This is a genomic window from Streptomyces sp. NPDC001135 (assembly GCF_053598395.1).
In genome coordinates this window covers 89,018-112,315 of the sequence record NZ_JBSFKD010000006.1, presented here as the reverse complement: position 1 = coordinate 112,315, position 23,298 = coordinate 89,018, and the positions used below count along the sequence as shown (strand labels likewise).

Annotated in this window: 23 protein-coding genes; 10 read left to right on the top strand and 13 right to left on the bottom strand. The window is 71.7% G+C overall.

All coding sequences use genetic code 11. The features are described 5' to 3' along the window. Positions 1–4 precede the first annotated feature (4 nt). Positions 5–517 carry a hypothetical protein gene (locus tag ACWC94_RS10435; protein ID WP_450796111.1) on the top strand — a complete coding sequence of 171 codons (513 nt, stop codon included), beginning with the start codon at positions 5–7 and terminating at the stop codon, positions 515–517. A gap of 176 nt (positions 518–693) precedes the next feature. Here ACWC94_RS10435 and ACWC94_RS10430 read toward each other — a convergent pair whose 3' ends face one another. After that, on the bottom strand, positions 694–1,443 hold the full coding sequence (locus ACWC94_RS10430; protein WP_450796110.1) for a hypothetical protein: 750 nt from the start codon (positions 1,441–1,443) through the stop codon (positions 694–696). Positions 1,444–1,668: 225 nt separating this feature from the next. On the opposite strand from ACWC94_RS10430, the gene ACWC94_RS10425 reads away from it, so the two are divergent. From ACWC94_RS10425 to ACWC94_RS10415, 3 genes are read left to right on the top strand one after another with little or no spacing between them, the layout of a single operon-like run. Next, the gene (locus tag ACWC94_RS10425) at positions 1,669–2,958 is read left to right on the top strand and encodes a magnesium transporter MgtE N-terminal domain-containing protein (RefSeq protein ID WP_450796109.1); all 1,290 of its coding nucleotides are present in this window, start codon (positions 1,669–1,671) and stop codon (positions 2,956–2,958) included. Beyond that, positions 2,948–3,562 (top strand): DUF1003 domain-containing protein, encoded by a 615-nt coding sequence (locus ACWC94_RS10420; RefSeq protein ID WP_450796108.1) that lies wholly within the window; start codon positions 2,948–2,950, stop codon positions 3,560–3,562. The genes ACWC94_RS10425 and ACWC94_RS10420 overlap by 11 nt, the downstream gene beginning before the upstream one ends. A 43-nt stretch (positions 3,563–3,605) precedes the next feature. Further along, entirely contained in the window at positions 3,606–4,739 is a 1,134-nt protein-coding gene (locus ACWC94_RS10415) for an Mrp/NBP35 family ATP-binding protein (protein ID WP_450796107.1), read from the top strand. 80 nt (positions 4,740–4,819) lie between these two features. On the opposite strand, the gene ACWC94_RS10410 is transcribed toward ACWC94_RS10415, so the two are convergent. Continuing rightward, positions 4,820–5,230 (bottom strand): hypothetical protein, encoded by a 411-nt coding sequence (locus ACWC94_RS10410; protein WP_450796106.1) that lies wholly within the window; start codon positions 5,228–5,230, stop codon positions 4,820–4,822. A gap of 174 nt (positions 5,231–5,404) precedes the next feature. Here ACWC94_RS10410 and ACWC94_RS10405 point away from each other — a divergent pair, with 174 nt between their 5' ends. Next, on the top strand, positions 5,405–7,993 hold the full coding sequence (locus ACWC94_RS10405) for a DUF6185 family protein (RefSeq protein ID WP_450796105.1): 2,589 nt from the start codon (positions 5,405–5,407) through the stop codon (positions 7,991–7,993). Between the two features lie 55 nt (positions 7,994–8,048). Here ACWC94_RS10405 and ACWC94_RS10400 read toward each other — a convergent pair whose 3' ends face one another. The 5 genes from ACWC94_RS10400 to sigE form a co-directional block, all read right to left on the bottom strand. Beyond that, positions 8,049–8,714, bottom strand: coding sequence for a hypothetical protein (locus ACWC94_RS10400; protein ID WP_450796104.1), 666 nt, complete (start codon positions 8,712–8,714; stop codon positions 8,049–8,051). A 250-nt stretch (positions 8,715–8,964) separates the two neighbouring features. Next, a complete protein-coding gene (locus ACWC94_RS10395; RefSeq protein ID WP_450796103.1) occupies positions 8,965–9,417 on the bottom strand; it encodes a sec-independent translocase in 453 nt (150 codons plus the stop codon). Between the two features lie 104 nt (positions 9,418–9,521). Then, on the bottom strand, positions 9,522–11,552 hold the full coding sequence (locus ACWC94_RS10390) for a trypsin-like peptidase domain-containing protein (protein WP_450796102.1): 2,031 nt from the start codon (positions 11,550–11,552) through the stop codon (positions 9,522–9,524). Positions 11,553–11,686: 134 nt separating this feature from the next. Then, on the bottom strand, positions 11,687–12,736 hold the full coding sequence (locus ACWC94_RS10385) for a zf-HC2 domain-containing protein (protein WP_450796101.1): 1,050 nt from the start codon (positions 12,734–12,736) through the stop codon (positions 11,687–11,689). Continuing rightward, entirely contained in the window at positions 12,733–13,443 is a 711-nt protein-coding gene (gene sigE, locus ACWC94_RS10380; RefSeq protein ID WP_450796100.1) for an RNA polymerase sigma factor SigE, read from the bottom strand. Before sigE ends, ACWC94_RS10385 begins: the two co-directional genes overlap by 4 nt. 234 nt (positions 13,444–13,677) lie before the next feature. Here sigE and ACWC94_RS10375 point away from each other — a divergent pair, with 234 nt between their 5' ends. Continuing rightward, positions 13,678–14,376 (top strand): O-methyltransferase, encoded by a 699-nt coding sequence (locus ACWC94_RS10375; RefSeq protein WP_450796241.1) that lies wholly within the window; start codon positions 13,678–13,680, stop codon positions 14,374–14,376. Positions 14,377–14,463: 87 nt separating this feature from the next. On the opposite strand, the gene ACWC94_RS10370 is transcribed toward ACWC94_RS10375, so the two are convergent. Beyond that, positions 14,464–14,631 (bottom strand): DUF3117 domain-containing protein, encoded by a 168-nt coding sequence (locus ACWC94_RS10370; RefSeq protein ID WP_018544333.1) that lies wholly within the window; start codon positions 14,629–14,631, stop codon positions 14,464–14,466. Positions 14,632–15,003: 372 nt separating this feature from the next. On the opposite strand from ACWC94_RS10370, the gene chcB reads away from it, so the two are divergent. Continuing rightward, positions 15,004–15,807 carry a 2-cyclohexenylcarbonyl CoA isomerase gene (gene chcB, locus ACWC94_RS10365; RefSeq protein ID WP_450796099.1) on the top strand — a complete coding sequence of 268 codons (804 nt, stop codon included), beginning with the start codon at positions 15,004–15,006 and terminating at the stop codon, positions 15,805–15,807. A 175-nt stretch (positions 15,808–15,982) separates the two neighbouring features. On the opposite strand, the gene ACWC94_RS10360 is transcribed toward chcB, so the two are convergent. Further along, on the bottom strand, positions 15,983–16,573 hold the full coding sequence (locus ACWC94_RS10360) for a DNA-3-methyladenine glycosylase I (RefSeq protein WP_450796098.1): 591 nt from the start codon (positions 16,571–16,573) through the stop codon (positions 15,983–15,985). After that, positions 16,570–16,926, bottom strand: coding sequence for a DivIVA domain-containing protein (locus ACWC94_RS10355; protein WP_450796097.1), 357 nt, complete (start codon positions 16,924–16,926; stop codon positions 16,570–16,572). Before ACWC94_RS10355 ends, ACWC94_RS10360 begins: the two co-directional genes overlap by 4 nt. 137 nt (positions 16,927–17,063) lie before the next feature. On the opposite strand from ACWC94_RS10355, the gene folP reads away from it, so the two are divergent. After that, positions 17,064–17,924: a dihydropteroate synthase gene (folP, locus tag ACWC94_RS10350; RefSeq protein WP_450796096.1), complete on the top strand. Its 861-nt coding sequence runs from the start codon at positions 17,064–17,066 to the stop codon at positions 17,922–17,924. 358 nt (positions 17,925–18,282) lie between these two features. Here the strand turns inward: folP and ACWC94_RS10345 are convergent, their stop codons facing one another. Beyond that, a complete protein-coding gene (locus tag ACWC94_RS10345) occupies positions 18,283–19,041 on the bottom strand; it encodes an LOG family protein (protein WP_450796095.1) in 759 nt (252 codons plus the stop codon). 105 nt (positions 19,042–19,146) lie between these two features. Next, positions 19,147–20,226, bottom strand: a complete 1,080-nt coding sequence (gene dapE / locus ACWC94_RS10340; RefSeq protein WP_450796094.1) for a succinyl-diaminopimelate desuccinylase — start codon at positions 20,224–20,226, stop codon at positions 19,147–19,149. Positions 20,227–20,427: 201 nt separating this feature from the next. On the opposite strand from dapE, the gene ACWC94_RS10335 reads away from it, so the two are divergent. Then, on the top strand, positions 20,428–21,414 hold the full coding sequence (locus ACWC94_RS10335; protein WP_450796093.1) for a heavy metal transporter: 987 nt from the start codon (positions 20,428–20,430) through the stop codon (positions 21,412–21,414). Positions 21,415–21,701: 287 nt separating this feature from the next. Continuing rightward, positions 21,702–22,121 (top strand): ATP-binding protein, encoded by a 420-nt coding sequence (locus tag ACWC94_RS10330; protein ID WP_450796092.1) that lies wholly within the window; start codon positions 21,702–21,704, stop codon positions 22,119–22,121. Positions 22,122–22,199: 78 nt separating this feature from the next. Here the strand turns inward: ACWC94_RS10330 and ACWC94_RS10325 are convergent, their stop codons facing one another. Continuing rightward, positions 22,200–23,297, bottom strand: a complete 1,098-nt coding sequence (locus ACWC94_RS10325; protein WP_450796091.1) for a bifunctional succinyldiaminopimelate transaminase/glutamate-prephenate aminotransferase — start codon at positions 23,295–23,297, stop codon at positions 22,200–22,202. Position 23,298 lies beyond the last annotated feature (1 nt).

Sequence of the window (23,298 nt, the reverse complement as noted above, 5' to 3'; positions counted from 1 at the left end):
GCGCATGACAAGCGAGCTGCTCGACCGGGCCCTCATCGAGGAGGCCGCGAAGAAGTCCGGCCTCATCTGGGTCAGGGGCACCGGTGCCCCGGCCGCGCGTGCGCTGTGGCACGTGTGGCACGAGGGCGCGGTGTGCCTGGTCGGCGACGGGCCGGGTGAGCAGCCGCTGCAGGGGCTGGTCGACGGGGGCCGTGCCGAGGTGACCGTGCGCAGCAAGGACAAGGGCGGCCGACTGGTGTCGTTCCCGGCGACCGTGTCCGAGCTGGCGCCCGGCTCCGCCGAGTGGGAGGCGGCGGTCGCCGAACTGAAGGGCAAGCGCCTGAACGCCCCCGACGGCGAGGAGATGCCGGCCCGCTGGTCCCGCGAGTGCCGGGTGCTGCGCCTGGCTCCGGCGGGGTCCGTGGCGCCGTTGCCTTCCGGCAGTCTGGCGCAGGCCCCGGTGCCGACTCCGGTGACCACGCGCAGGCCGGTCCCGGCGGGCTTGCCGAGACTGCTGGCGAAACGCCGGAAGAAGTAGCGGCCGAAGAAGGAACGGCGGGGCCGGACGGGGTTCGGCACCGCCGGGTTTTCGCCGGCCCGCACGTGAAACCCCCTAGGCCCTGTCGTCACACTCCCGTCGCCGCCCGGAGGGCGGCCCTGCGGCGAGAGTGCGTGCATGGCGTCGCGGGGCAGACGGGAGTGTGACGACAGGGCCTAGGACGCCGGCAGCTGCCTGCCGTAATCCACGGTGTCCCCCTTCGCGGGCTCCGCCACGGCGAAGTCCTTTCCCCAGTCGGAGAAGGTGAGCGTGCCCGCGCCGCCGGCACGGGACAGGCGGAGGGGATACGGCGTGCCCTCCAGGGAGACGTCGAGGCTGCCGCCGGAGCCCTTGTCGCCGGTGATGCGGATGGTGCGGGTACCCGCGTCGTCGTGGTGGCCGTCCGTCGCCAGTGTGCCGTGCAGTGTCAGCAGCCCGTCGAGGAGGAGGTCCTTGTCCGTGAAGCCGCTGAACTTCTTGTACGCGGGGTCCCGCTGCGGCACCTTCACGTACTTGCCGTCGAGCGTCCCGGCCGCACCGTCCCCGTCGCCCTTGCCGTCGGCCTGGTTCCAGAAGTCCGCGTCGGCCTTCAAGTACAGCTGCTCGCCGACCCGCAGCAGCTTGAAGGTCGCCCCCCTCGACGTCACCGACCCGGTGCCGCCGTCGGCCTTCAGCCGCATGTCCAGCTGGTACGTCCGCCCGCTGGTGACCACGGTCCCGGACAGCCGTACCGCCGGCGCCCCCTGGGCGGCAGCCCGTGTCCTGGCCTGGATCCGGTCGGCGGGCAGCTTGCCCACGCCGTTCGTCCCCGCGTCCGGATCGCCGCCGCCGCACCCGGTCAGCACCGCCGTCCCCGTCACGGCGAGTGCGCAGAACGCGGTCACCCGCCCGGCCCGGCGGATACGGCCCTGGGGAGTCGCAGTCACAGGTGGGGTCGCCTTTCTGACGGTTCCTGAGCGGAGGACCGCAGCGTACCGGTGCCCGGGCCGCCCGGCGGAGCCAGTCCGTCCGGACCCCCCACCAGGGCGTATCCGAGCAGTACGGGCTAGCCTGAAGCGCACCCGAGCGGGCAAATCCGAGCAATTCACAAAGAAAGCGGAACACCCGATCAAAGGGCGTTTCCCACGCACGTCAGCAGAGGAAGCACAGTCATGGCAGCCGGCGCCCCCCGGATCTTCGTCTCGCACCTCGCCGGGGTTCCCGTCTTCGACCCGAGCGGCGACCAGGTGGGCCGCGTGCGCGACCTGGTCGTGATGCTGCGCGTGGGCCGCAGGCCCCCGCGGCTGCTCGGGCTGGTCGTCGAACTGACCACCCGGCGCCGTATCTTCCTGCCCATGACCCGGATCACCGGCGTGGAGTCCGGGCAGGTCATCACCACCGGCGTGATGAACGTCCGGCGCTTCGAGCAGCGGCCCACCGAGCGGCTGGTCTTCGGCGAGCTGCTGGACCGCCGGGTGAGGCTGGCGGAGACCGGCGAGGAGGTCACCGTCCTCGACCTGTCCGTGCAGCAGCTGCCCGCCCGCCGGGACTGGGAGGTCGACCGCGTCTTCGTCCGCAAGGGGAGGAAGGGCGGCGCCTTCCGGCGGGCCAAGGGCGAGACGCTGACCGTCGAGTGGTCCGCCGTCACCGGGTTCTCGCTGGAGGAGCACGGGCAGGGCGCCGAGAGCCTGCTCGCCACCTTCGAGCAGCTGCGCCCCGCCGACCTCGCCAACGTCCTGCACCACCTCTCCCCCAAGCGGCGCGCCGAGGTCGCCGCCGCGCTCGACGACGACCGCCTGGCCGACGTCCTCGAGGAACTCCCGGAGGACGACCAGATCGAGATCCTCGGCAAGCTGAAGGAGGAGCGCGCGGCGGACGTCCTGGAGGCCATGGACCCCGACGACGCGGCCGACCTGCTCTCCGAGCTGCCCGAGGAGGACAAGGAGCGGCTGCTGAGCCTGATGCAGCCGTCCGACGCGGCCGACATGCGCCGCCTGATGTCGTACGAGGAGCACACGGCCGGCGGTCTGATGACCACCGAGCCGATCGTGCTGCGCCCGGACGCCACGGTCGCCGACGCGCTCGCCCGGGTCCGCAACCCCGACCTGTCCCCCGCCCTCGCCGCCCAGGTCTACGTCTGCCGCCCGCCCGACGAGACCCCGACCGGCAAGTACCTGGGCACGGTGCACTTCCAGCGGCTGCTGCGCGACCCCCCGTACACCCTGGTCAGCTCGCTCCTGGACGAGGACCTGCAAACCCTGGCCCCGGACGCCGCGCTGCCCGTCATCGCCGGGTTCTTCGCCACGTACGACATGGTGGCCGCCCCCGTGGTGGACGAGTCCGGGTCGCTGCTCGGAGCGGTGACCGTGGACGACGTACTGGACCACATGCTGCCCGAGGACTGGCGGGAGACCGAGTTCCACCTGGACCAGGGAGAGGGGGCGGCCGCACATGGCTCCTGAGCGTGAGAGCACCCGTGAGCGCACCACCCCGACGGGCGCGACGGCCGCCGGCCGGCCCCGCACGCCCCGCCTCGACCAGCCGCGCCCGCCGCGCCACCGGTTCCTTCCCGAGTGGGACCCGGAGGCGTTCGGCCGGCTGTCGGAGCGCATCGCCCGCTTCCTGGGCACGGGCCGCTTCATCGTCTGGATGACGGTCGTCATCATCGCGTGGGTGGTGTGGAACATCGCCGCGCCCCGGCATCTGCGCTTCGACGAGTACCCGTTCATCTTCCTGACCCTGATGCTCTCCCTGCAGGCCTCCTACGCGGCCCCGCTGATCCTGCTCGCGCAGAACCGGCAGGACGACCGCGACCGGGTGAACCTGGAGCAGGACCGCAAGCAGAACGAGCGGTCCATCGCCGACACCGAGTACCTGACCCGGGAGATCGCCGCGCTGCGCATGGGCCTGGGCGAGGTGGCCACCCGCGACTGGATCCGCTCGGAGCTGCAGGACCTGGTCAAGGAGCTGGAGGAGCGCCGCCGTCACGACGGGCACGCCGGCCACGTCGTATTCCCGGCGGAACGGGCAGAACGCCCGCCGGGACGTGACACAGACGACCGCTGAGGGGCATCCCTCAGCCCCGTCGGTGCGCCGTACCATCGTCCTTATGGCTACGGAAGACGCGGTGCGCGAGGCACTGGCGACGGTGAACGACCCCGAGATCAACCGACCCATCACCGAGCTGGGGATGGTCAAATCGGTGGAGATCGGCGCAGACGGAGCGGTCGCGGTCACCGTCTACCTGACGGTCTCCGGCTGCCCCATGCGCGACACCATCACCCAGCGCGTCACCGAGGCGGTCTCCCGGGTCGAGGGCGTCACCCGCGTCGACGTCACGCTGGACGTGATGAGCGACGAGCAGCGCAAGGAGCTGGCGACGGCCCTGCGCGGCGGCCAGACCGAGCGCGAGGTCCCCTTCGCCAAGCCCGGCAACCTCACCCGGGTCTACGCGGTCGCCTCCGGCAAGGGCGGCGTCGGCAAGTCGTCGGTGACGGTGAACCTCGCTGCGGCGATGGCGGCCGACGGCCTCAAGGTCGGCGTGGTCGACGCCGACATCTACGGCCACAGCGTGCCGCGCATGCTGGGCGCGGACGGCCGTCCCACCCAGGTCGAGAACATGATCATGCCGCCGTCCGCGAACGGCGTGAAGGTCATCTCCATCGGCATGTTCACCCCGGGCAACGCCCCCGTGGTCTGGCGCGGCCCGATGCTCCACCGCGCCCTGCAGCAGTTCCTGGCGGACGTCTACTGGGGCGACCTGGACGTCCTGCTCCTGGACCTCCCGCCCGGCACCGGCGACATCGCCATCTCGGTCGCCCAGCTGATCCCGAACGCCGAGATCCTGGTCGTGACGACCCCGCAGCAGGCGGCGGCGGAGGTGGCCGAGCGGGCCGGCTCCATCGCGGTCCAGACCCACCAGAAGATCGTCGGTGTGGTCGAGAACATGTCCGGCCTGCCCTGCCCGCACTGCGGCGAGATGGTCGACGTCTTCGGCACGGGCGGCGGCCAGCTGGTCGCCGACGGCCTGACCCGTACGACGGGCACGAGCGTCCCGGTCCTCGGTTCCATCCCGATCGACGTCCGCCTCCGCGAGGGCGGCGATGAGGGCAAGCCGGTGGTCCTCACGGACCCGGACTCCCCGGCGGGCTCGGCCCTGCGCGCGATCGCGGGGAAGCTGGGCGGCAGGCAGCGGGGCCTTTCGGGGCTGTCCCTGGGACTCACCCCGAAGAACAAGTTCTAGAGGCCGTTCAGCGGGAGACCCGCTTCCAGGGCCCTACGGCGAAGGGGCGCCGCCTTTCACGGGCGGCGCCCCGCCGTCCTTCACGGACGGCGCCGCTGTCCGTCCTCGGCCTCGCGTGCCGGGCAGAGGTCCTGCGTGGTGCACAGCAGGATCTCCTGGCAGACGTTTCCCCCGGGCGGCGTGCCGGACTCCCGGTCGGCGTGCGGCACGAACCTCCACTGCGACGCCTTGACGTGCCGTGTCCTGTCCGCCTTCTCCACGTGAACGCGGAGTGTGCGGGCCACGGGGTCGTTCGTCTCCACCAGCACCTCGTCCGTGGCGAGCGGGAAGTGGTCGTGCAGAAGACACAGCCCGAAACGGTCCAGATTCCCGTGCTTGGCCAGCACCGCCACCAGATCCCGGACGAACTCCGCGTCCTGAGGTCCCAGCCCCTCGGCTTCCTCGAAGCCGGGTAGCGGAACCCTCGGAGCGGAAACGTTTATGTCCGTCATGGTTCCTCCGTCAAGTAGTTGACGGTCATCGGATTCCATTATCAGCCACTGACCTATTTCCTGCAATTCGGCAGAAAACGGCCGATGGGGTGGGCCGTCGAATCTTCTCCCGCGCGTCGGGGATCGTGGCATATGACACGGGTCTAGATTTCTCGCAGAGGAGGTTTCGGGGCGATGCGGGGTATCCGGTGGTGGCGCCTCCTACTGCTGACGGTACTGGCCGCGATGTGGCTGGCATCCCCCTCGGCAGAGGCGCGGCAGAACAATAGTGACGCCTGCTGGGGGAATCAAATCGACGCCAGTAGCGTGGACGCCAGAATTCGATTCGACCAGCACAGCAATCACTACCTCAAGATCTATTCCTACATGACGATCAACGCGCCTCTGGACAAGTGGCCCGCAGCGAGGCAGCTGACCTTCAGCGAAAATTCAGCGGAATACCGCGAGGCGATGCGCTGCCTGCTGCGCGGGTCGAACAATGATCAGCTCCAGGAATGGCGACCGCACAATCCGGTGGTGACGGCTGACAGCCGGAACATCAGGGTGCAATACGATTCCTTCGCCTGGATCAAGGACTACAAACAAATCCGGCTCGGACCTTGGCAGATCACCAGAGCACATCAAAGAATGTGGCTGATCAGGCTTCACCCCCCGACGCTGCAGAATGCGCACTGGAAGACCGTCAAGGCCGAAATGGGCGGCATTTATTTCAACGACCGCTCCAGGCGGGCATGGTCCTCGAACGGGCACACTCTGATCTGGAAGAACCAGAGGCCCACCAGCATCTCCTTCGAAATCGATCTCCCATGGCAGCGCTACTGGCTCCTGAGCTACGGCCAGTCGATCTGGAGCAAGGTCGGAGTCGCGGCCTGGTGGGTGAGCGCTTCCGTCATGATCGCACTGGCCGCACGGCGCTCCCGGCGGACGCGTTCCGCCGCCGCGCGCGGGACGCCGGCCCCCGCGGGGCAGGCCGTTGCCGCCGACGCCGGCGACGACGACAGCCCTGCGGGAGCCGTGCTGCAATGGGCCCTGCTCAGCGGGGCGTTCGCCCTCTTGCTGCTGCTCTTCGCCCAGCCACCGATCAGCCCCCAGTGGCGCACTCTCGTCTGCATCGCCGCCGGCTTTGCCCTGATCGTCATCGCCCGCCCCTGGCAGAGCGGCACACTCGTCCCCGCCCGGAACGGTGCGGCCGATGACACCGGCACCGCCGACGGCCATCAGCCTCGCCAGAGGCACGCCGTGGTCGGCGTCGCGTCGACGGTGGCGGCGGTCGGTCTGCTGGTGGTTCTGGCGCCAGGGATGTTCGGCCTGCCGGGGTCCCTCGTGTCGAAGACGGAGCCGAGTGTCACCGGTGACGTCGGCTATGTGCTCATGGGCATGGCGACCGTGTGGTTGTGGCTCGCCGCCATGGCCGCGTGGGTGTGGCGTTTCGCCCGCGAGGGAGCACTGCTCCCCGCCTCCTGGTCCCGGACGTGGAACAACGCTCCCATGCGCTGTGTCCTCGCCGTCTCCGCCGGGCTCGCCGCGGTCGCCGGAGGCCTGATCGGCTGCTTCTGGTGGGTGAGCGAAAACCAATGGAGAAGGGTCAGCTGGCTCACCGACGAGACCGCTGTGCCCGGCTACCAGAAACGCATCAGTACCTCCCGGGCGAATTTCTCGTTCACCGACCTGGCATGGATTTTCACCTACAGCTGGATTTTGACGGGTGTCGCACTCTTCGCCCTGTTGCACTTTCGCGTCAGGACACAAAAGGCACATGCGAACCATAAACGCGAGAAGCCAGTCCTGGGCCCCGCGGGCCCCGACCTGCTGCTCACCGCGGCGGTGTTCGTCTTCACGGTGGGCCTGCGGGGCGCCACCTTCACCGGAACCAATGCCCAGTACGGCATCTGGCTCATCCTGAACATGGGCTCGATGTTCGCGGTTCTGGCCGCGGGGCGACGGTGGTCGGTACTGAGCCAGATGGGCCACGACTTCTGCGTGAAAAAGCTGAGAACAAAGAAGCGTCGCGCTGAGCTGATGGCCAAGGCCCATGAATACCGCAATGTCAACCACCAGTTGCAGATGCTGGACCAAGGACGCGCCGGGACCGTCACCCGCGAGCAGTTGGAGGGGAGCCAACGGGCGCTGCGCCAGTGGTTGGTGGACGGATGCGGCGACAGGAATCCGCCCGACCACCTTTCCGTCCTGGACGCCGCCCTGGCCTGGGGACCGAGAGACAGCTGGTGGAGCAACGCAGTGCACTCCGCTCGAGTGGCCTTCTGCTTCGGGCTCCCGGCCAGCGGAGCCCTGCTCTACCTGTACGTCAAGGATCCCTGGTACTTGATCCAGCTCACCTCCGAGCCCACCGCGATCCCGGACCTCGTCGCGAACTTCTTGGCCTACCAGGTGACATGGGCCGCCGCCGGCTTCGTCCTGGGCGCGCTGTGGCGCCTGCTCCCCGGCCACCACAGCCCCGCTCGCGCCTGGAGCCTGACCTTCTCCTACGCCGTGCCCGCGTCCCTGTTCCTGCTGCTCAACAAGTTCACCGAAGTGGACTTCCACTCCCTGCTCTTCTATTCGGTGCTCATGCTCATCATCCTGACGCTCACCAGCATCTGGATGGACACGTCGACCTTCAGACAGGAGCGGCAGTACTGGCCCCGCCGTTTCGCGCTGCTGTTGTCGATCTACCAGCTTCGGGGGATCTCGACACAGGGCGCCTGGCTCCTCGCCCAGATCGGGGCGGCCGTAGCCATCTTCCAAAAGCTGACGAGCGGCTAGCCGGGCAGGTCAGGGACCGCCGTCGGCTGCGGCGGTCCCCCTGGCCGGGCCGCGGCTAGGCGTAGGCGGCGATGTCCTTGATCGCGGAGAACCCGAGCCCGTACGCGCTCATGCCCCGCCCGTACGCCCCCAGGTGCACCCCGGCCTCCGTCGTACCGGCGAGCACCCACCCGAACTCGGACTCCCGGTAGTAGAAGGAGGCCGCCGCCCCGTCCACCGGCAGGGACAGCTTGGACCACTCCGAGCCCTCGAGATCGTCGGCCAGGGCCCACGCGGTCTCCGTCTGCTGGTCCAGCCAGTCGTCCCGCAGGGTGTGGTCCATCTGCCCGGGCCAGGTGAACGACAGCAGCCCCACCCCGGCCAGCCACGCGGCGGAGGAGACCGAGGTGGCCTCCAGCAGCCCCGTACCGTCGGCGCTCCGCCGGGACGGGTGCGCGGCGACGGTGACGACCACCGCGAACTTCTCCCGCGGTTCACCGGCGGAGCCGGCGTCGGCCCGTACGGAGGGCTCGTCACCGTGCCCGATCGAACCGTGCTCGACGGCACCGTCGGCCGCCGTACCCACCTGCATCAGCCAGCGCGGCCCGGTGAACGCCTCGTCGAGGCCGTACCACGGGAAGGGCGCCAGCAGGTAACCGTCGACCGTACGCCGGCCGGAGGGGAGCTGCTGCGCACCCTCCGCGGCCGGCGTCTTCGCGCCCACCCGACTCGTCGTCTCCATCTGCCCGGACGCCTCCTCGCTCTCGTCGGACCGGGGCGGCCCGCCCCCCTTCGGGCGTACTCCTCCGGTCCGCACAACAACTCGGCAGCATATCCACACCGGTGAGAGCCGCAGGGCAGGCGCTGGAGGCGTGGGTCGCACGAACGCCCTGTTCGGGACGTGTGCGACGGGTACGTGCTATGAAACGCGTCACGTGCGCGGCATGCGCCCGCGTGCGCGTGTCGACGTGGGTGCGGCCTGGCGTCCCCGGCTACGTGGCGTCCGCGTCGAAGGGCGGCCGCTCGACCGTGCCGGGCCCCTCGGGCTTCTTGGTCATGTCGATGCGCCCACTGGAGGACGAAGGCGAGGAAGAAGAGGACGAGGACGCCGAGGAATCGCCGTCCCGGCCGTTGACGGCGTCCGTGACCTCGGCCATCTCCTTCTTCAGGTCGAAGCCGTTGCGGATCTCCGTCAGCCCCAGCTCGTCGCTGTCCAGCTGCTTGCGGATGAACGTCTTGGGGTTGAGGTCCTCGAACTCGAAGTCCTTGAACTCCGGGCCCAGTTCGCTGCGGATGTCCTGCTTGGCGCTCTCGGAGAACTCGCGGATCTTCCGGATCGTGCGCGTCACGTCCTGGATGACCTTCGGGAGCTTGTCCGGACCGAAGACGAGCACGGCGAGCACAATGATCGTCACCAGTTCCAGTGGCCCTATGTCATTGAACACCTGACGCTCCTTGCGATGTCCTCGGTCGCTCAACGGTACCCGGCGTTCCTGTCCGGCCGGTACCGTCCCGAGGTGAGACTTCTGTCAGTTCTGGTCCAGGGGTGTCAGTTCTGCTCCGCGGTGCCCAGCCGGAGCGGGACCTGCCGGTCGGTGCCGTCGCGCCGGACCGTCAGCCGCAGCCGGTCACCTGGCCGGTGGGTGCGGATCTTGACGATCAGCTCCTCGGCCGTGTGCACGCGCTGTCCGTCGACCTCGGTGATGAGGTCGCCCGGCTTGAGACCGGCCCGGTCACCGGGGCCGCCGCGGGTCACGGCGGGCCCGCCACCCGCGCTCTTGCTGTCGATACGGGCGCCGTCACCGGTGTACGCCATGTCGAGCGTGACGCCGATCACGGGGTGGGTCGCACGGCCGTTGTGGATCAGTTCCTCGGCGACGCGCTTGGCCTGGTTCACGGGGATGGCGAAGCCGAGACCGATCGAGCCGGCCTGGCCGCCGTCCGATTCGGAGCCGCTGTCGGCCGAACGGATCGCCGAGTTGATGCCGATCACCTGGGCCCGGGCGTCGAGGAGCGGGCCGCCGGAGTTGCCCGGATTGATGGGCGCGTCGGTCTGCAGCGCGTCGACATAGCTGACGTCGCTCCCGTCGCCCTTCTCTCCGCCCGCCGTGATGGGCCGCTCCTTGGCGCTGATGATGCCGGAGGTGACGGTGTTGGCGAGGTCGAAGGGGGCGCCGATGGCGACGACGGGGTCGCCGACCCGGACGTCGTCGGAGTTGCCGAGGGGCAGCGGGGTGAGCCCGTGCACGCCGTGCACCTGGACGACCGCGAGGTCGTAGCCGCTGTCGCGGCCGACCACCTTGGCCTTGACCGCGTCGCCGCTGCTGAAGGTCACGGTTATCGCGCCGCCCGATCCGGCAGGGGCGACGACGTGGTTGTTGGTGAGGATGTGGCCCTGGGTGTCGAGCACGAAGCCGGTGCCGGTGTCCGCCTGGTCGGTCCCGGTGACGTGCAGCGTGACGACGCTGGGCAGCGCCAGGGCGGCTATCCCGGCCACACTGACCGGCGGCCGTCCCGCGGGCACGCTTCCGGCCTGCGGCAGACGTCCGTCACCGCCCAGGCTCTGGCGTTCGACATACGCGCCGACGACCCCGCCGATGCCGGCGGAGACGAGGGCGACCACGAGGGTCCACACGAGCGCGAGCCGCTTCGCCCGCCGACGGCGCTGCTCGTCCGTCAGCACACCGGCACCGGTCTGCTGCAGCCCCCCGTGCACCAGCCCCCGCGCGGTGGGCGAACCGGCGGCCCAGGGGTCGTAGCGCCGGGCTCCGTCCCCCGTCGGGCCGCCGGGCGCCGGGGAGCCCACGGGTGCGGGGGCGGCGACGGGCGGGGCGCCGGCTCCGGCGGTGTGCTGCGCGGGTACGCCTCCGGCTGCCGGAGTGTGCGCCCCCGCTACCGGCATGGGTGCGGGCGCGGGAGCCCCCGGCGCGGGAATCGGCGACCCCGGCGCGGGTGCCGATGCCGGGGGTGCCGGCGTCGGTGGTGCCGTCGGTGCCGGGACGGGTGTCCCCTGGGCCGGGGTGGCCGCCGGGTGCTGTACGGGCGGTGCGGGCGCCCAGGGGCCGGGCTCGCCGTACGGCGGGGTGCCGTACGGGTCGGGGTCGTGCAACGGCTTCGGCCGCTCGGTGGGGGCCGGCCAGGAAGACTCCCGGTGCTCGGGCGACTCGTCCACCGCCGTGCGCCCCTCCGGGGCGGCACCGGCCGCCGTGCTCCCCTGCCCCTCGGCACCGCCCGTGGGGCCCGGCGCCGGCTTGGCCAGTTCGAAGTCCCCGTCGCTCCCGGCCTCGGGCTCACCCGCCCCGGCCCCGTCCGATCCGGCCTTCTCCCCTTCGCCGTCCACCGATCCGACCGGACGCGCCAGGGCGAAGTCGCCCGACGCGACATCGGCCGCCCCGGCGCCGGCCGGCGCTGGTTCCGGCCGGCGGGAGACCGTCGGCTCGCCCCCGCCCGTCCCGTTGCCGCCCGGCGTTCCGTCCCGCTCCGTGGTCTCGCGTGCCGCGGCGTCGGTGCGGACGGCCGGTGTCACTCCCGCCGCTTCCTCCGGTCCGGCCTCCGGCGGGACACCGTTCCCCTCGTTCATGCTCTCCCCACGGCTGGCCGTGGCCGCGCGCTTCGGCGGCGGCCACGGAACGTCGACTACGCCCCCGGGTCATCGCCGCGGGAACGGCCCTCACAGGATTCAACCAGGTTCGCGGGCCGTGGCGCAGTGGCCGGTCAGGGAGTCGGGCGGGGTGTGGAGGGGGAGGGTGAGGGAGCGGACGGGGTGCCGGGGACGGGGGCGGGCAGCAGGCCGGAGGCGGACACTCCGGGGACCGCGGACCAGGCGGTGAGCGGATAGACCACGGTGTCGTCGAGCGGACGTATCAGGGGGGAGACGGCGGCCGCACCCGCCGCCACCGGCGCGGTCAGTCCCCGCAGGGCGTCGCCCAGGGGCCGGCCGGCGCCGGGGGACGGCATCCCGGGGACCAGCGGCGCGGACATCGAGGTCGGGACCGCCGGTGTCTGTCCGAGCTGTGCGCCGCCCTGGGCGAGCAGTGGTCCCGCCGCACGACGGCGCTGGCCGTCGGCCGCGGCGGCGCCCGTGCCGGTGCCGGCCGAGCGCGCAGGGACCACATTGCTGCCGGTGCCGGATCCGCCACCGCGGGCGTCCGCGGTGGTGTCACCCGGGATGGCGGTGGTCACACCGCCGAGGGTGACCGCGGCCAGCGAGACCGCGCCGGCGGCGGCGAACGCGAACCGCAGACCGCGCGAGGCGGAGCGGCCGTCGTCCGGGCGGCCGACGGGATGGATGCGGAAGCCGCGCTCCGGTGCCGGGGCGGCGTGGTCCGAGCCGGCGGGGGCGGTGCCGTGCGGGCGGACGGGGACGTATCCGAACGCGAAGCGCTCGCCGCGCCTCACTCCGAAGACGCCGAAGGCTCCGAAGACACCGGAGGTTCCGGTGGCATGGTCGTCGGGGGCGTCCCCGAGGAGTCCGCCCCCGGGCGGCGGCATGCCGTCGCCGTCCAGGTCACCTCCCGCGGGGAGGCCCTGGAGGCGGGCCAGGAGGCTCGCCGAGGGCGGCGGCGGGGCCGCCTCCGCGAACACGTTCTTCAGTGCGCGCTGGGCGTCCGCCTCCGCCTTGCACCGGGCGCAGGTGGCCAGGTGCGCGAGGACCCGCTCACGCGTCTCGTGACCTAGCTCTCCGTCCACCAGGGCGGAGAGCCGGTCTCCCAGGTGCTGCTCTGCGAGGTGTGCCTCCGCAGGTTTCGGCCGTGATCCACTCACGCGGTCGCGCCCCCTCCCCCCAGAGCGGGGACACGGGCCAGGAAGGAACGCCGCTCGGCGGCGCGGGCCTCCGGGGAACGGTGTGCGAGGGCCTTGCGGAGCTGGGAGCGGCCCCGGTGGATACGGGAGCGGACGGTGCCGAGCTTCACGCCGAGGGTCGCGGCGATCTCCTCGTACGACAGTCCCTCGATGTCGCACAGGACGACGGCGGCGCGGAACTCGGGCGCGAGGGTGTCCAGGGCCTGCTGGACGTCGGCGTCGAAGTGCGCGTCGTTGAAGAGCTGCTGCGGGGTTGGTTCGCGGCTGGCCAGGCGCTCGGCCGCGTCATCGCCGAGGGCGTCGAAGCGGATGCGCTGCTTGCGCCGGACCATGTCCAGGAAGAGGTTGGTCGTGATGCGGTGCAGCCAGCCCTCGAAGGTGCCCGGCGAGTACGTCGACAGGGAGCGGAAGACACGGACGAAGACCTCCTGGGTGAGGTCCTCGGCGTCGTGCTGATTGCCCGTCAGGCGGTAGGCCAGCCGGTAGACCCGGCCGCTGTGGGTGCTGACGATCTCCTCCCACGTGGGCGGAGTCCACGCCTGCCCGTCCGCGTCGGTGGAGAAGGTCGCGGTCTGGGTCTCGCCTGCGGCGAGACCGGCGTGGTGGTCAGCAGCGGTGTCGGTCACGGATTTCGGCCTGCCCGCCGACCCGAGGAAGCGCCGCAGCACTCCGCCCCGATCCCCGGGCGCAGCCGCACCTCCCCTGTCGGCTCTGGTGGTGTCCAGTGGAGCCCCTACCATAGCCACCTCGCCCGTTAGCTCCGGATAAGCGGTTTTACGAGAATTTGATACTCGCTGATCCGGCTCGTGCGGCTGCGTCAGGAGTTGCTCGATGCCCTGATCCACCTCTCGCCCCCCGTCGCATCGCCGGCCACCGTCTCATCCCTATAAACGCCCGGTCCCATCTGCGGGTTCCCGGCGCCAACGGATACAGTCACGCCCAGGCATCCATGGGGACAGGAGAGGGTCATTACCGGCAACCGGCAGACGAGCTGGGCGTTCGCCGACGCCTTTGTCGCCGAGGACGAAGCGCTGCGGTGGGCCCGTGACCGGGCCCGCGAGGCAGGGCTGCGCTCGGTGTCGCCCGGCACGGGTGCCGCGCTGCGTCTGCTCGCCGCCTCCGTGGACGCGAAGGCGGTCGCGGAGATCGGCACCGGCTGCGGGGTGTCCGGCATCCATCTGCTGCACGGGATGCGCCCGGACGGGGTGCTCACCACGGTCGACCCGGAGCCGGAGCACCAGCAGTTCGCCCGGCAGGCCTTCCGCGCCTGTGGTTTCGCCAGCAACCGGGCCCGCTTCATCCCCGGCCGCGCCCTGGAGGTCCTCCCGCGTCTCGCCGACGCCGGCTACGACCTCGTCTTCTGCGACGGGGACCGGCTGGAGTACCTGGACTATCTCGCTGAATCGTTGCGCCTGCTCCGGCCCGGCGGACTGGTGGTCTTCGAGGGCGTCTTCGCCAACGGCCGTACGGTCGACTCGGGACCGCAGCCGACGGAGGTGCTCAAGCTGCGCGATCTGCTGCGCACGGTGCGCGAGAGCCAGGAGCTGGTGCCGTCGCTGCTGCCGGTGGGCGACGGTCTGCTGTGCGCCGTCAAGCGGTGACCGGCCCGCCACGGGGGCCGGGAGACGCGACTGCCCCGGCACCGCGTACGATGCCGGGGCAGTCGGAAGGACACTGTCGCTGGGGCGTCAGACGACGACCTTCTTGAGGGCGTCGCCGAGCGCCTCGGCCTCGTCAGGGGTCAGCTCGACGACGAGTCGACCGCCGCCTTCGAGCGGAACGCGCATGACGATGCCCCGCCCCTCCTTGGTCACCTCGAGCGGGCCATCGCCCGTCCGCGGCTTCATGGCCGCCATGCTCGTTCCCCTTCCTGAAACCAGCTCATCGTCTGCCGAGAGCCCTCGGAGGGCATCCGCGGTTCCGGAACGGACACGCGACACCGGCATCGAACACATTGCTTCCCAGCCATTATCCCGCATCGCAGGACCCGATGACCAACATCAGTCGGCATCGCTTGGGCAACGCGCGCGAGCAAAACCACCCAATTCGGGGACGCGGCTGCGATACTGCACCGCTGCACGGAGATCCGCGGACCGGCTCGGCTCCGGTTTTCTTTGACGCAGGTCACACGTCCGGTCCGGCCCCTGGACGGCGATCTCCGCCATGCTGTCCTTCAGACAGGGACGTACCGAGCGGTACGTCATCCGTGACACCGGAGGGGATGCGCCATGGCCGACACCGTGCTCTACGAGGTGAGCGACGGACTCGCGACGATCACGCTGAACCGCCCCGAGGCGATGAACGCGCTGAACATCGCGACCAAGGTCGCCCTCCGGGAGGCGGCGGAATCCGCGGCCGGGGACACGGCCGTACGGGCGATCCTGCTGACCGCCGCCGGCGACCGGGCGTTCTGCGTCGGCCAGGACCTCAAGGAGCACATCGGGCTCCTCGCGTCGGACCGGGAGACCGGGTCCGGGCAGACGATGAGCACGGTCAAGGAGCACTACAATCCGATCGTGAAGGCCCTCGCCGGGGCACCGAAGCCCGTGGTCGCCGCGGTGAACGGGGTCGCGGCCGGGGCCGGCTTCGGCTTCGCCCTCGCCGCGGACTACCGGCTGGTCGCCGACACGGCCGCCTTCAACAGCTCCTTCGCCGGCGTCGCCCTGACCGCCGACTCGGGGATCTCCTGGACCCTGCCCCGGGTGATCGGCCCGAGCCGCGCCGCCGACCTGCTGCTCTTCCCGCGCAGCATCAGCGCCCAGGACGCGCTGGAGCTGGGTATCGCCAACCGGGTCGTACCCGCCGCCGAGCTGCGCGCCGAGGCCGAGAAGACGGCGCGGGCACTGGCCGAGGGGCCGACGGTGGCGTACGCGGCGATCAAGGAGGCGGTGGCCTACGGCCTCTCGCACTCCCTCGCCGAGACCCTGGAGAAGGAGGACGAGCTGCAGACCCGCGCAGGCCGGTCCGAGGACCACGCGATCGCCGTGCAGGCATTCGTCAACAAGGAAAAGCCGAAGTACCTGGGCCGGTGATCCCGGGGTAAGGGACCGCGGGCCCCCGGGCAAGGAAGCCGCGGGCCCCGGAGCGAGGGGACAGCCGCGCCCGAGAGCAGGGGGCGGCTGGGCTCCGACGCAGGTGGACGGCAGCGCTCCGGAGCAAGGGACGGCTGGGGCCCGGCGCAGGGAGCGGCACCGGCCCGGCAGCCCGTCAGGAGGCCGCGCCTCTCGCCACGCATGCCTCCAAGTGATCATTGACCAGGCCGCATGCCTGCATCAGCGCGTACGCGGTGGTCGGGCCGACGAATCTGAGGCCCCGTCTCTTCAGGGCCTTGGACAGGGCCGTCGACTCCGGGGTCACGGCCGGGACGTCGGCGAGGGTCTTCGGAGCCGGGCGGGCGGCCGGGTCGGGGGCGTGCGACCAGATCAGCTCGTCCAGCTCGCCCTCGGCCCAGTCGGCGAGCACACGCGCGTTGGCGAGTGTGGCGTCGATCTTGGCGCGGTTGCGGATGATGCCGGGATCGGCGAGCAGCCGCTCGCGGTCCTCGTCCGTGAACGCGGCGACCTTCTCGACACGGAAGCCGGCGAAGGCCGCGCGGAAACCCTCGCGGCGGCGCAGGATCGTGATCCAGGACAGGCCCGACTGGAAGGCCTCGAGGCTGATCCGCTCGAAGAGGGCCTCGTCGCCGTGGACCGGGCGGCCCCACTCCTCGTCGTGGTACGACACGTAGTCCTCGGTGGACAGGGCCCACGGGCAGCGCAGGGCGCCGTCCGGCCCGGCGAGGGCGGCACCGGCCGTCATCGCTGGTCCTCCGGATGACCGCCCTTGTCCAGGCGGGCGTGTGCGGCGGCGGCTCTCGCGCCGGCCAGCGCGGACTCCAGGTCGGCGATACGGGCGTCCCGCTCGGCGAGCTCGGCGGCGAGCCGGCCGAGGGCGTCGTCGACGTCCGCCATGCGGTAGCCGCGCGGAGTGACGGGGAAGCGCAGGCTCTCCACGTCCGCGCGGTCCACGGGGCGGTCCTCGGGCAGCGGGTCCTGCAGCCGCTCCGGCGCCGCCTCGGGCAGCGGGCCGCTCCCGCCACCGCCCACCACGGCGAGGGTCACCGCGGCGACCACGACGGCCAGCGCGACGACCAGGAACAAGAACATCACCATCGCCAGGGGTCCCCACGCTCTCTGCCGGACGTTGCTCCGGACGCTGAATCTCTCAAGGTCCGATCGTGCCATGCGAGTCTGACAGTTAGGGTCACAGGCGGCCGTACAGCGGGACGCACTAGGAGAGGTCACAGCGGATGCTCAGGCTGGGCAAGCGGGAATTCGGGCCCCATGAGCCGGTGATCATGGCGATCGTGAACCGGACTCCGGACTCCTTCTACGACCAGGGGGCCACCTTCCGCGACGAGCCGGCCCTCGCACGCGTGGAGCAGGCGGTGGCCGAGGGCGCCGCGATCGTCGACATCGGCGGGGTCAAGGCCGGGCCGGGCGAGGAGGTCACGGCCGAGGAGGAGGCGCGGCGCACGGTCGGCTTCGTGGCGGAGGTGCGGCGCCGCTTCCCCGACGTGGTCATCAGCGTGGACACCTGGCGGGCCGAGGTCGGCGCGGCGGTGTGCGAGGCGGGGGCGGATCTGCTGAACGACGCGTGGGGCGGCGTCGATCCGGGACTCGCGGAGGTCGCCGCGCGGTACGGGGTGGGGCTGGTGTGCACGCATGCGGGGGGTGTGCAGCCGCGTACACGTCCGCATCGGGTGACGTACGACGACGTGATGGCCGACATCCTGGACGTGACCGTGGGGCTGGCCGAGCGGGCGGTGTCGCTCGGGGTGCCGCGGGAGTCGGTGCTGATCGATCCCGGACACGACTTCGGGAAGAACACGCGGCACAGCCTGGAGGCGACGCGGCGGCTGGGCGAGATGGTCGCGTCGGGGTGGCCGGTGCTGGTGTCGCTGTCCAACAAGGACTTCGTCGGTGAGACGTTGGACCGGCCGGTGAAGGAGCGGTTGATCGGCACGCTGGCGACGACCGCGGTGTCCGCGTGGCTCGGGGCGCAGGTGTACCGGGTGCACGAGGTGGCCGAGACCCGCCAGGTCCTGGAGATGGTGGCGTCCATCGCCGGGCACCGGGTCCCCGCGGTGGCTCGGCGGGGTCTGGCCTAGCCGGACGACGCGGTCGAGGTGCCGTGCCGGGCGTCGCGGACCCGGGCTGATCCAGACGAAACCAATCGAACCCCCAGGTACCGGGGGCGGAGCGCCCGGGGTCGGCGGTGACACCAGGCGCCGGTGGACGTCGGTCGAGGCCCCCGCGCTAGGCCCCCTGTCGTCACACTCCCGTCGTCGCCCGGAGGGCGGCCCTGCGGCGTCAGGTGCGTGCTCTCGCCGTGCCGGGCGCCGACCCTCGTACTGGATGTACTTGGGTCCGCGCCCGGTGCGGCGAGTGGGGGCACCTCCCACGCCCTTGAGGCAGTGGGGGAGCGTGCATGGCGTCGCGGGGCAGACGGGAGTGTGACGACAGGGCCTAGCGGGCCGCCTCCTTCGACACCAGGGCCACCGCCTCCTCCACGTCGTCCGTGACGTGGAAGAGGAGGAGGTCCTTCTCGGCGGCCTTGCCCTGGGCCACCAGGGTGTTCCTCAGCCAGGACACCAGGCCGCCCCAGTACTCGCTGCCGAAGAGGACGATCGGGAAGCGGGTGACCTTCTGGGTCTGGACCAGGGTGAGCGCCTCGAAGAGTTCGTCGAGCGTGCCGAGGCCGCCGGGCAGGACCACGAACCCCTGGGCGTACTTGACGAACATCATCTTGCGGACGAAGAAGTAGCGGAAGTTGAGGCCGATGTCGACGTAGGGGTTGAGCCCCTGCTCGAAGGGCAGTTCGATGCCGAGGCCGACCGAGACCCCGCCCGCCTCGCACGCGCCCTTGTTGGCCGCCTCCATCGCGCCCGGGCCGCCGCCCGTGATCACCGCCCAGCCGGCTTCCACGAGGCCCCGGCCGAGCCGCACCCCCGCGTCGTACTCCGGCGAGTCCACCGGCGTACGGGCCGAGCCGAACACGCTGATGGCGGGCGGGAGTTCCGCCAGGGTGCCGAAGCCCTCGATGAACTCCGACTGGATCCGCAGGACCCGCCAGGGATCGGTGTGGACCCAGTCCGTGGGGGCGCGCTCGTCGAGCAGCCGCTGGTCGGTCGTGCTGGGCATCACCTGGCCGCGACGCCGGAGGACCGGTCCGAGCCGCTGCTCGTCCGGCGGCTGCTTCTTCCCCTCGGGGTTGCCGGTAGGCATGTGCACTCCCTCCGCTTGCCGGTAGTTCGATCTCAGACTAGATCCACGCGGGTTACGGAGGGGGGACGTGAGCATGTCCGGTACGAACCGCCGAGCGGCGGGGCCTTACGCGGTGAGCCAGGTCCGCAGGCGCTCCTCACCGGCCAGGATCTTCGCCGTCTCCACCCGCTCGTCGCGCTTGTGGGCCAAGTGGGGGTTGCCGGGGCCGTAGTTGACCGCGGGGACGCCCAGCGCGGAGAAGCGGGAGACGTCCGTCCAGCCGTACTTGGGCTTCGGGGTGCCGCCGACCGCCTCGATGAAGGCGGCGGCGGCCGGGTGGGAGAGGCCGGGCAGCGCGCCGGGGCTGTGGTCGTCGACCACGAACTCCGTCACCCCGCAGTCCGCGAACACCTCGCGGACGTGCGCGATCGCCTCCTCCTCGGTCCGGTCGGGGGCGTAGCGGAAGTTGACCGTCACCACGCACTCGTCGGGGATGACGTTGCCGGCGACCCCGCCGCCGATGCGTACCGCGTTCAGGCCCTCGCGGTACTCCAGCCCGTCGATCAGCGGCCAGCGGGGCTCGTAGGACGCCAGGCGGGCCAGGATGGGGGCCGCCGCGTGGATGGCGTTGGAGCCCATCCAGCCGCGCGCCGAGTGGGCCCGCTCACCTTCCGTCTTCAGCAGCACGCGCAGGGTGCCCTGGCAGCCGCCCTCGACCTCGCCGTCGGAGGGCTCCAGCAGGACCGCGAAGTCGCCCCGCAGCCACTCGGGGTGGGCCTCGGCGACATGCCCGAGGCCGTTGAGGTCGGCGGCGACCTCCTCGTTGTCGTAGAAGACGAAGGTCAGGTCGCGGTTGGGGGCGGGGACCGTGGCCGCGATGCGCAGCTGCACCGCGACGCCCGACTTCATGTCGCAGGTGCCGCAGCCCCACAACACGCCGTCCTCGTCCAGGCGCGAGGGCACGTTGCCGGCGATCGGCACCGTGTCGATGTGGCCGGCCAGGATCACGCGCTCGGAGCGGCCGAGGTCGGTGCGGGCGATCACGTTGTTGCCGTAGCGGTCCACCGTCAGGTGCGGCAGGGCGCGCAGGGCGGTCTCGATCGCGTCCGCGAGCGGCTTCTCGGTGCCGCTCTCGGAGGGGAAGTCCACCAGCTGCGCGGTGAGCGCGGCGGCATCCAGCGTGAGGTCAAGCGAGGTGTCGGCCATGGCGTCGACCCTAGGGGGTGCCCTCCGGATCAGGCCAGCGACGCGGGGTCCGGCACGCACAGGCCGGCCGTGCGGAACCGTGCGTTCCCGTCGGCCCGATCCAGAGGACACCCCCTGGCGCGCCGCCCAAAGGGGCCCGGGGGTAAGCGCTGTCCGGTAACCCCACGTGAGGGCGGGACGGCCCTCCAGTACCTTGTACGCGTGCCAGAGCCGTCCCCCACCCGTCCCAAACGCCGCGGCCGCCTCTTCCGTTTCGCGGCGGCCCTGTTGGTCCTGTGCGGTGTCGCCGCCTACCTCGTGGTGCAGTACGTCACCGGAGGCGGCGGCGCGCGCGGCTGCAAGGTGGTCTCCGCCGACGGCGACGCGACGTCGTACGAGTTCACGCCGGAGCAGGCCGTGAACGCGGCGACGATCGCGGCCGTGGGCACCGGGCGCGGGATGCCCGAGCGGGCCGTGACGATCGCGCTGGCGACCGCCCTGCAGGAGTCGGGGCTGCGCAACATCGAGCACGGCGACCGGGACTCGCTCGGCCTGTTCCAGCAGCGGCCCTCGCAGGGCTGGGGCACCGAGCAGCAGATCATGGACCCGGCGTACGCGGCGGGGATCTTCTACGCGCACCTGGCCAAGGTGCCGGACTACGCCGCGCTGCCGCTGACCCGGGCGGCCCAGGAGGTGCAGCGCAGCGGCTATCCGGAGGCGTACGCGAAGCACGAGCCGGACGCGAAGCTGCTGGCGGCGGCGCTGACCGGCCGCGCCGCGGCCACGCTGACCTGTGACGGGCGCCCGGAGCCCGCCGCCTCGGCGACGGGTCCGGACGCGGTACGGGCGGCGCTGGTCCGGGACTTCGGGCGGGACGCGCTGCAGGAGACCGGTGCGCGGGTGGGCGGTGCGCCCGTGCCGTCGCCGTCTCCCTCGCCGAGCGTGACCGCGACCGCGCACGGGCGGACGGTGACCGTTCCGGTGCCGCAGGACACGGACGCGAGCGGGCGCACCGGGCGCGAGCGGGGCTGGCAGCTGGCGCAGTGGGCGGTGGCGAACTCCTCGGCGCTGCACATCCAGCGCGTGTCGTTCGCGGGGCGGGAGTGGACCGCCGGGAGCGGGGAGGACCCGTGGAAGGCGGCGGCCACGGGCGGGGGCGGCGGTGCGGAGAAGTCCGCGGTGGCCGTCCGGATCGTGACCGGTCAGTAGTACGAGGGATCACTCCGGCGGGTTGTACGGCGCCGGTTCGGCGCGTGTCCCGGGCGGGATCGACGCCGGATCCGGGATCCCTTGGAAATCAAAGGCTGTAAGGATTCTGCGGGATTTCGGGCAGACGCTCTTTGCCCGTTTTTATCCACACCTGATAATGCGATGCGTTATCCATTCTTTACCTGGGGCGTCCGCAACCTTCGCGGGCTTCGAGCGGTAGTCACGGCGTCCGAGCCGGACACGGGCCCGGACCACACACACCGTTCTCTCCCGTCGAATGGAGCATCATGTCCCTCCCTCTGACCCGCCGGATCACCCGTGCCGCGCTGCTCGTCGCAGCGGGAGCGGCTGCCGGGGTCGGTGCGGCCGGCTCCGCCGGTGCGGCCACGAACCAGCCGGTGGCGACCCCGAACCTGAGCGGCGTGACCGCCCCGGACACGGCGAACGTCGGCAACACCGTCGAGGGTGCCGCGCAGAACGCCACCACCCTCGCGGCCGCCACGGGCGGCACCGCGGTCGGGAAGACCGTGCCGGGCGCGGCCAAGACCGGCACCCGTGCCGTGAACAAGACGGCGCCGGTGGCGCGGAAGGCCGCTGGGGAAGTGGCCGGGGCGGCCGGAAGTGTCGTCGGGGACACGGCATCCTCCACGGCGAAGAGCGGACTGCCGCAGCTGCCGGTGCAGGGTGGGGCGCTGCCGCTCGGCTGAGCCCGGCCGTGACCGTGGGACGGGGTCCAGGGAGTTCCCTGGGCCCCGTCGCCTTTTGTCCCCGGCGGTGCGGCCAGCTCAGGCCGTCAGGCGGGACACCGCTGCCCGGACGCGCTCGTCCGTCGCCGTCAGGGCCACGCGGACGAACTTCTCGCCCGCCTCGCCGTAGAAGTCGCCCGGGGCCACCAGGATGCCCCGGTCGGCCAGGTGGGTGACCGTTTCCCAGCAGGACTCGTCCCGCGTGGCCCACAGGTACAGGCTCGCCTCGCTGTGTTCGATGCGGAAGCCGTGGCCGAGCAGGGCGGCCCGCAGGGCCTCGCGGCGGGCGGCGTAGCGCTCGCGCTGCTCGTGGACGTGGGCGTCGTCGGACAGCGCCGCCACGACGGCCGCCTGGGTCGGCGCGGAGGTCATCATGCCGCCGTGCTTGCGGATCTCCAGCAGCGGGCCGAGGACGGCCGGGTCGCCGGCGATGAAGGCCGCGCGGTAGCCCGCCAGGTTGGAGCGCTTGGAGAGGGAGTGGACGGCGACGATGCCGTCGTAGGAGCCGCCGTTGACGTCCGGGTGCAGGACCGAGACCGGGTCGGTCTCCCAGCCCAGCTCCAGGTAGCACTCGTCGGAGACCAGCAGGACGCCGTGCTCGCGGGCCCAGGCGACGATCGCGGTGAGGTCCTCCTTCGGGACGACCTTGCCGGTGGGGTTGGACGGGGAGTTCAGCCAGAGGAGCCTCAGGCCCGTCGGGTCGAGCTCGCGCGGGTCGTCGTAGGTCTCGTAGCCGGCGCGGGCGAGGCGGGCGCCGACCTCGTAGGTGGGGTAGGCCAGGCGCGGGTAGGCCACCTTGTCGCCGGGGCCGAGGCCCAGCTGGGTGGGCAGCCAGGCCACCAGTTCCTTGGAGCCGACGACCGGCAGGACATGGCGGTGGGTGACCCCGCGGGCGCCCAGGCGGCGCTCCAGCCAGCCGGTGATCGCGTCGCGCAGCGCAGGGGTGCCCCAGACGGTCGGGTAGCCCGGCGAGTCGGCCGCGTCGATCAGGGCCTTCTGGATCAGTTCGGGCACCGGGTCGACGGGGGTTCCCACGGAGAGGTCGACGATCCCGTCGGGGTGGGCGGCGGCCGTCTTCTTGTACGGCTCCAGCTTGTCCCAGGGGAAGGTGGGGAGCCGGTCGGAGACTGCGGACACG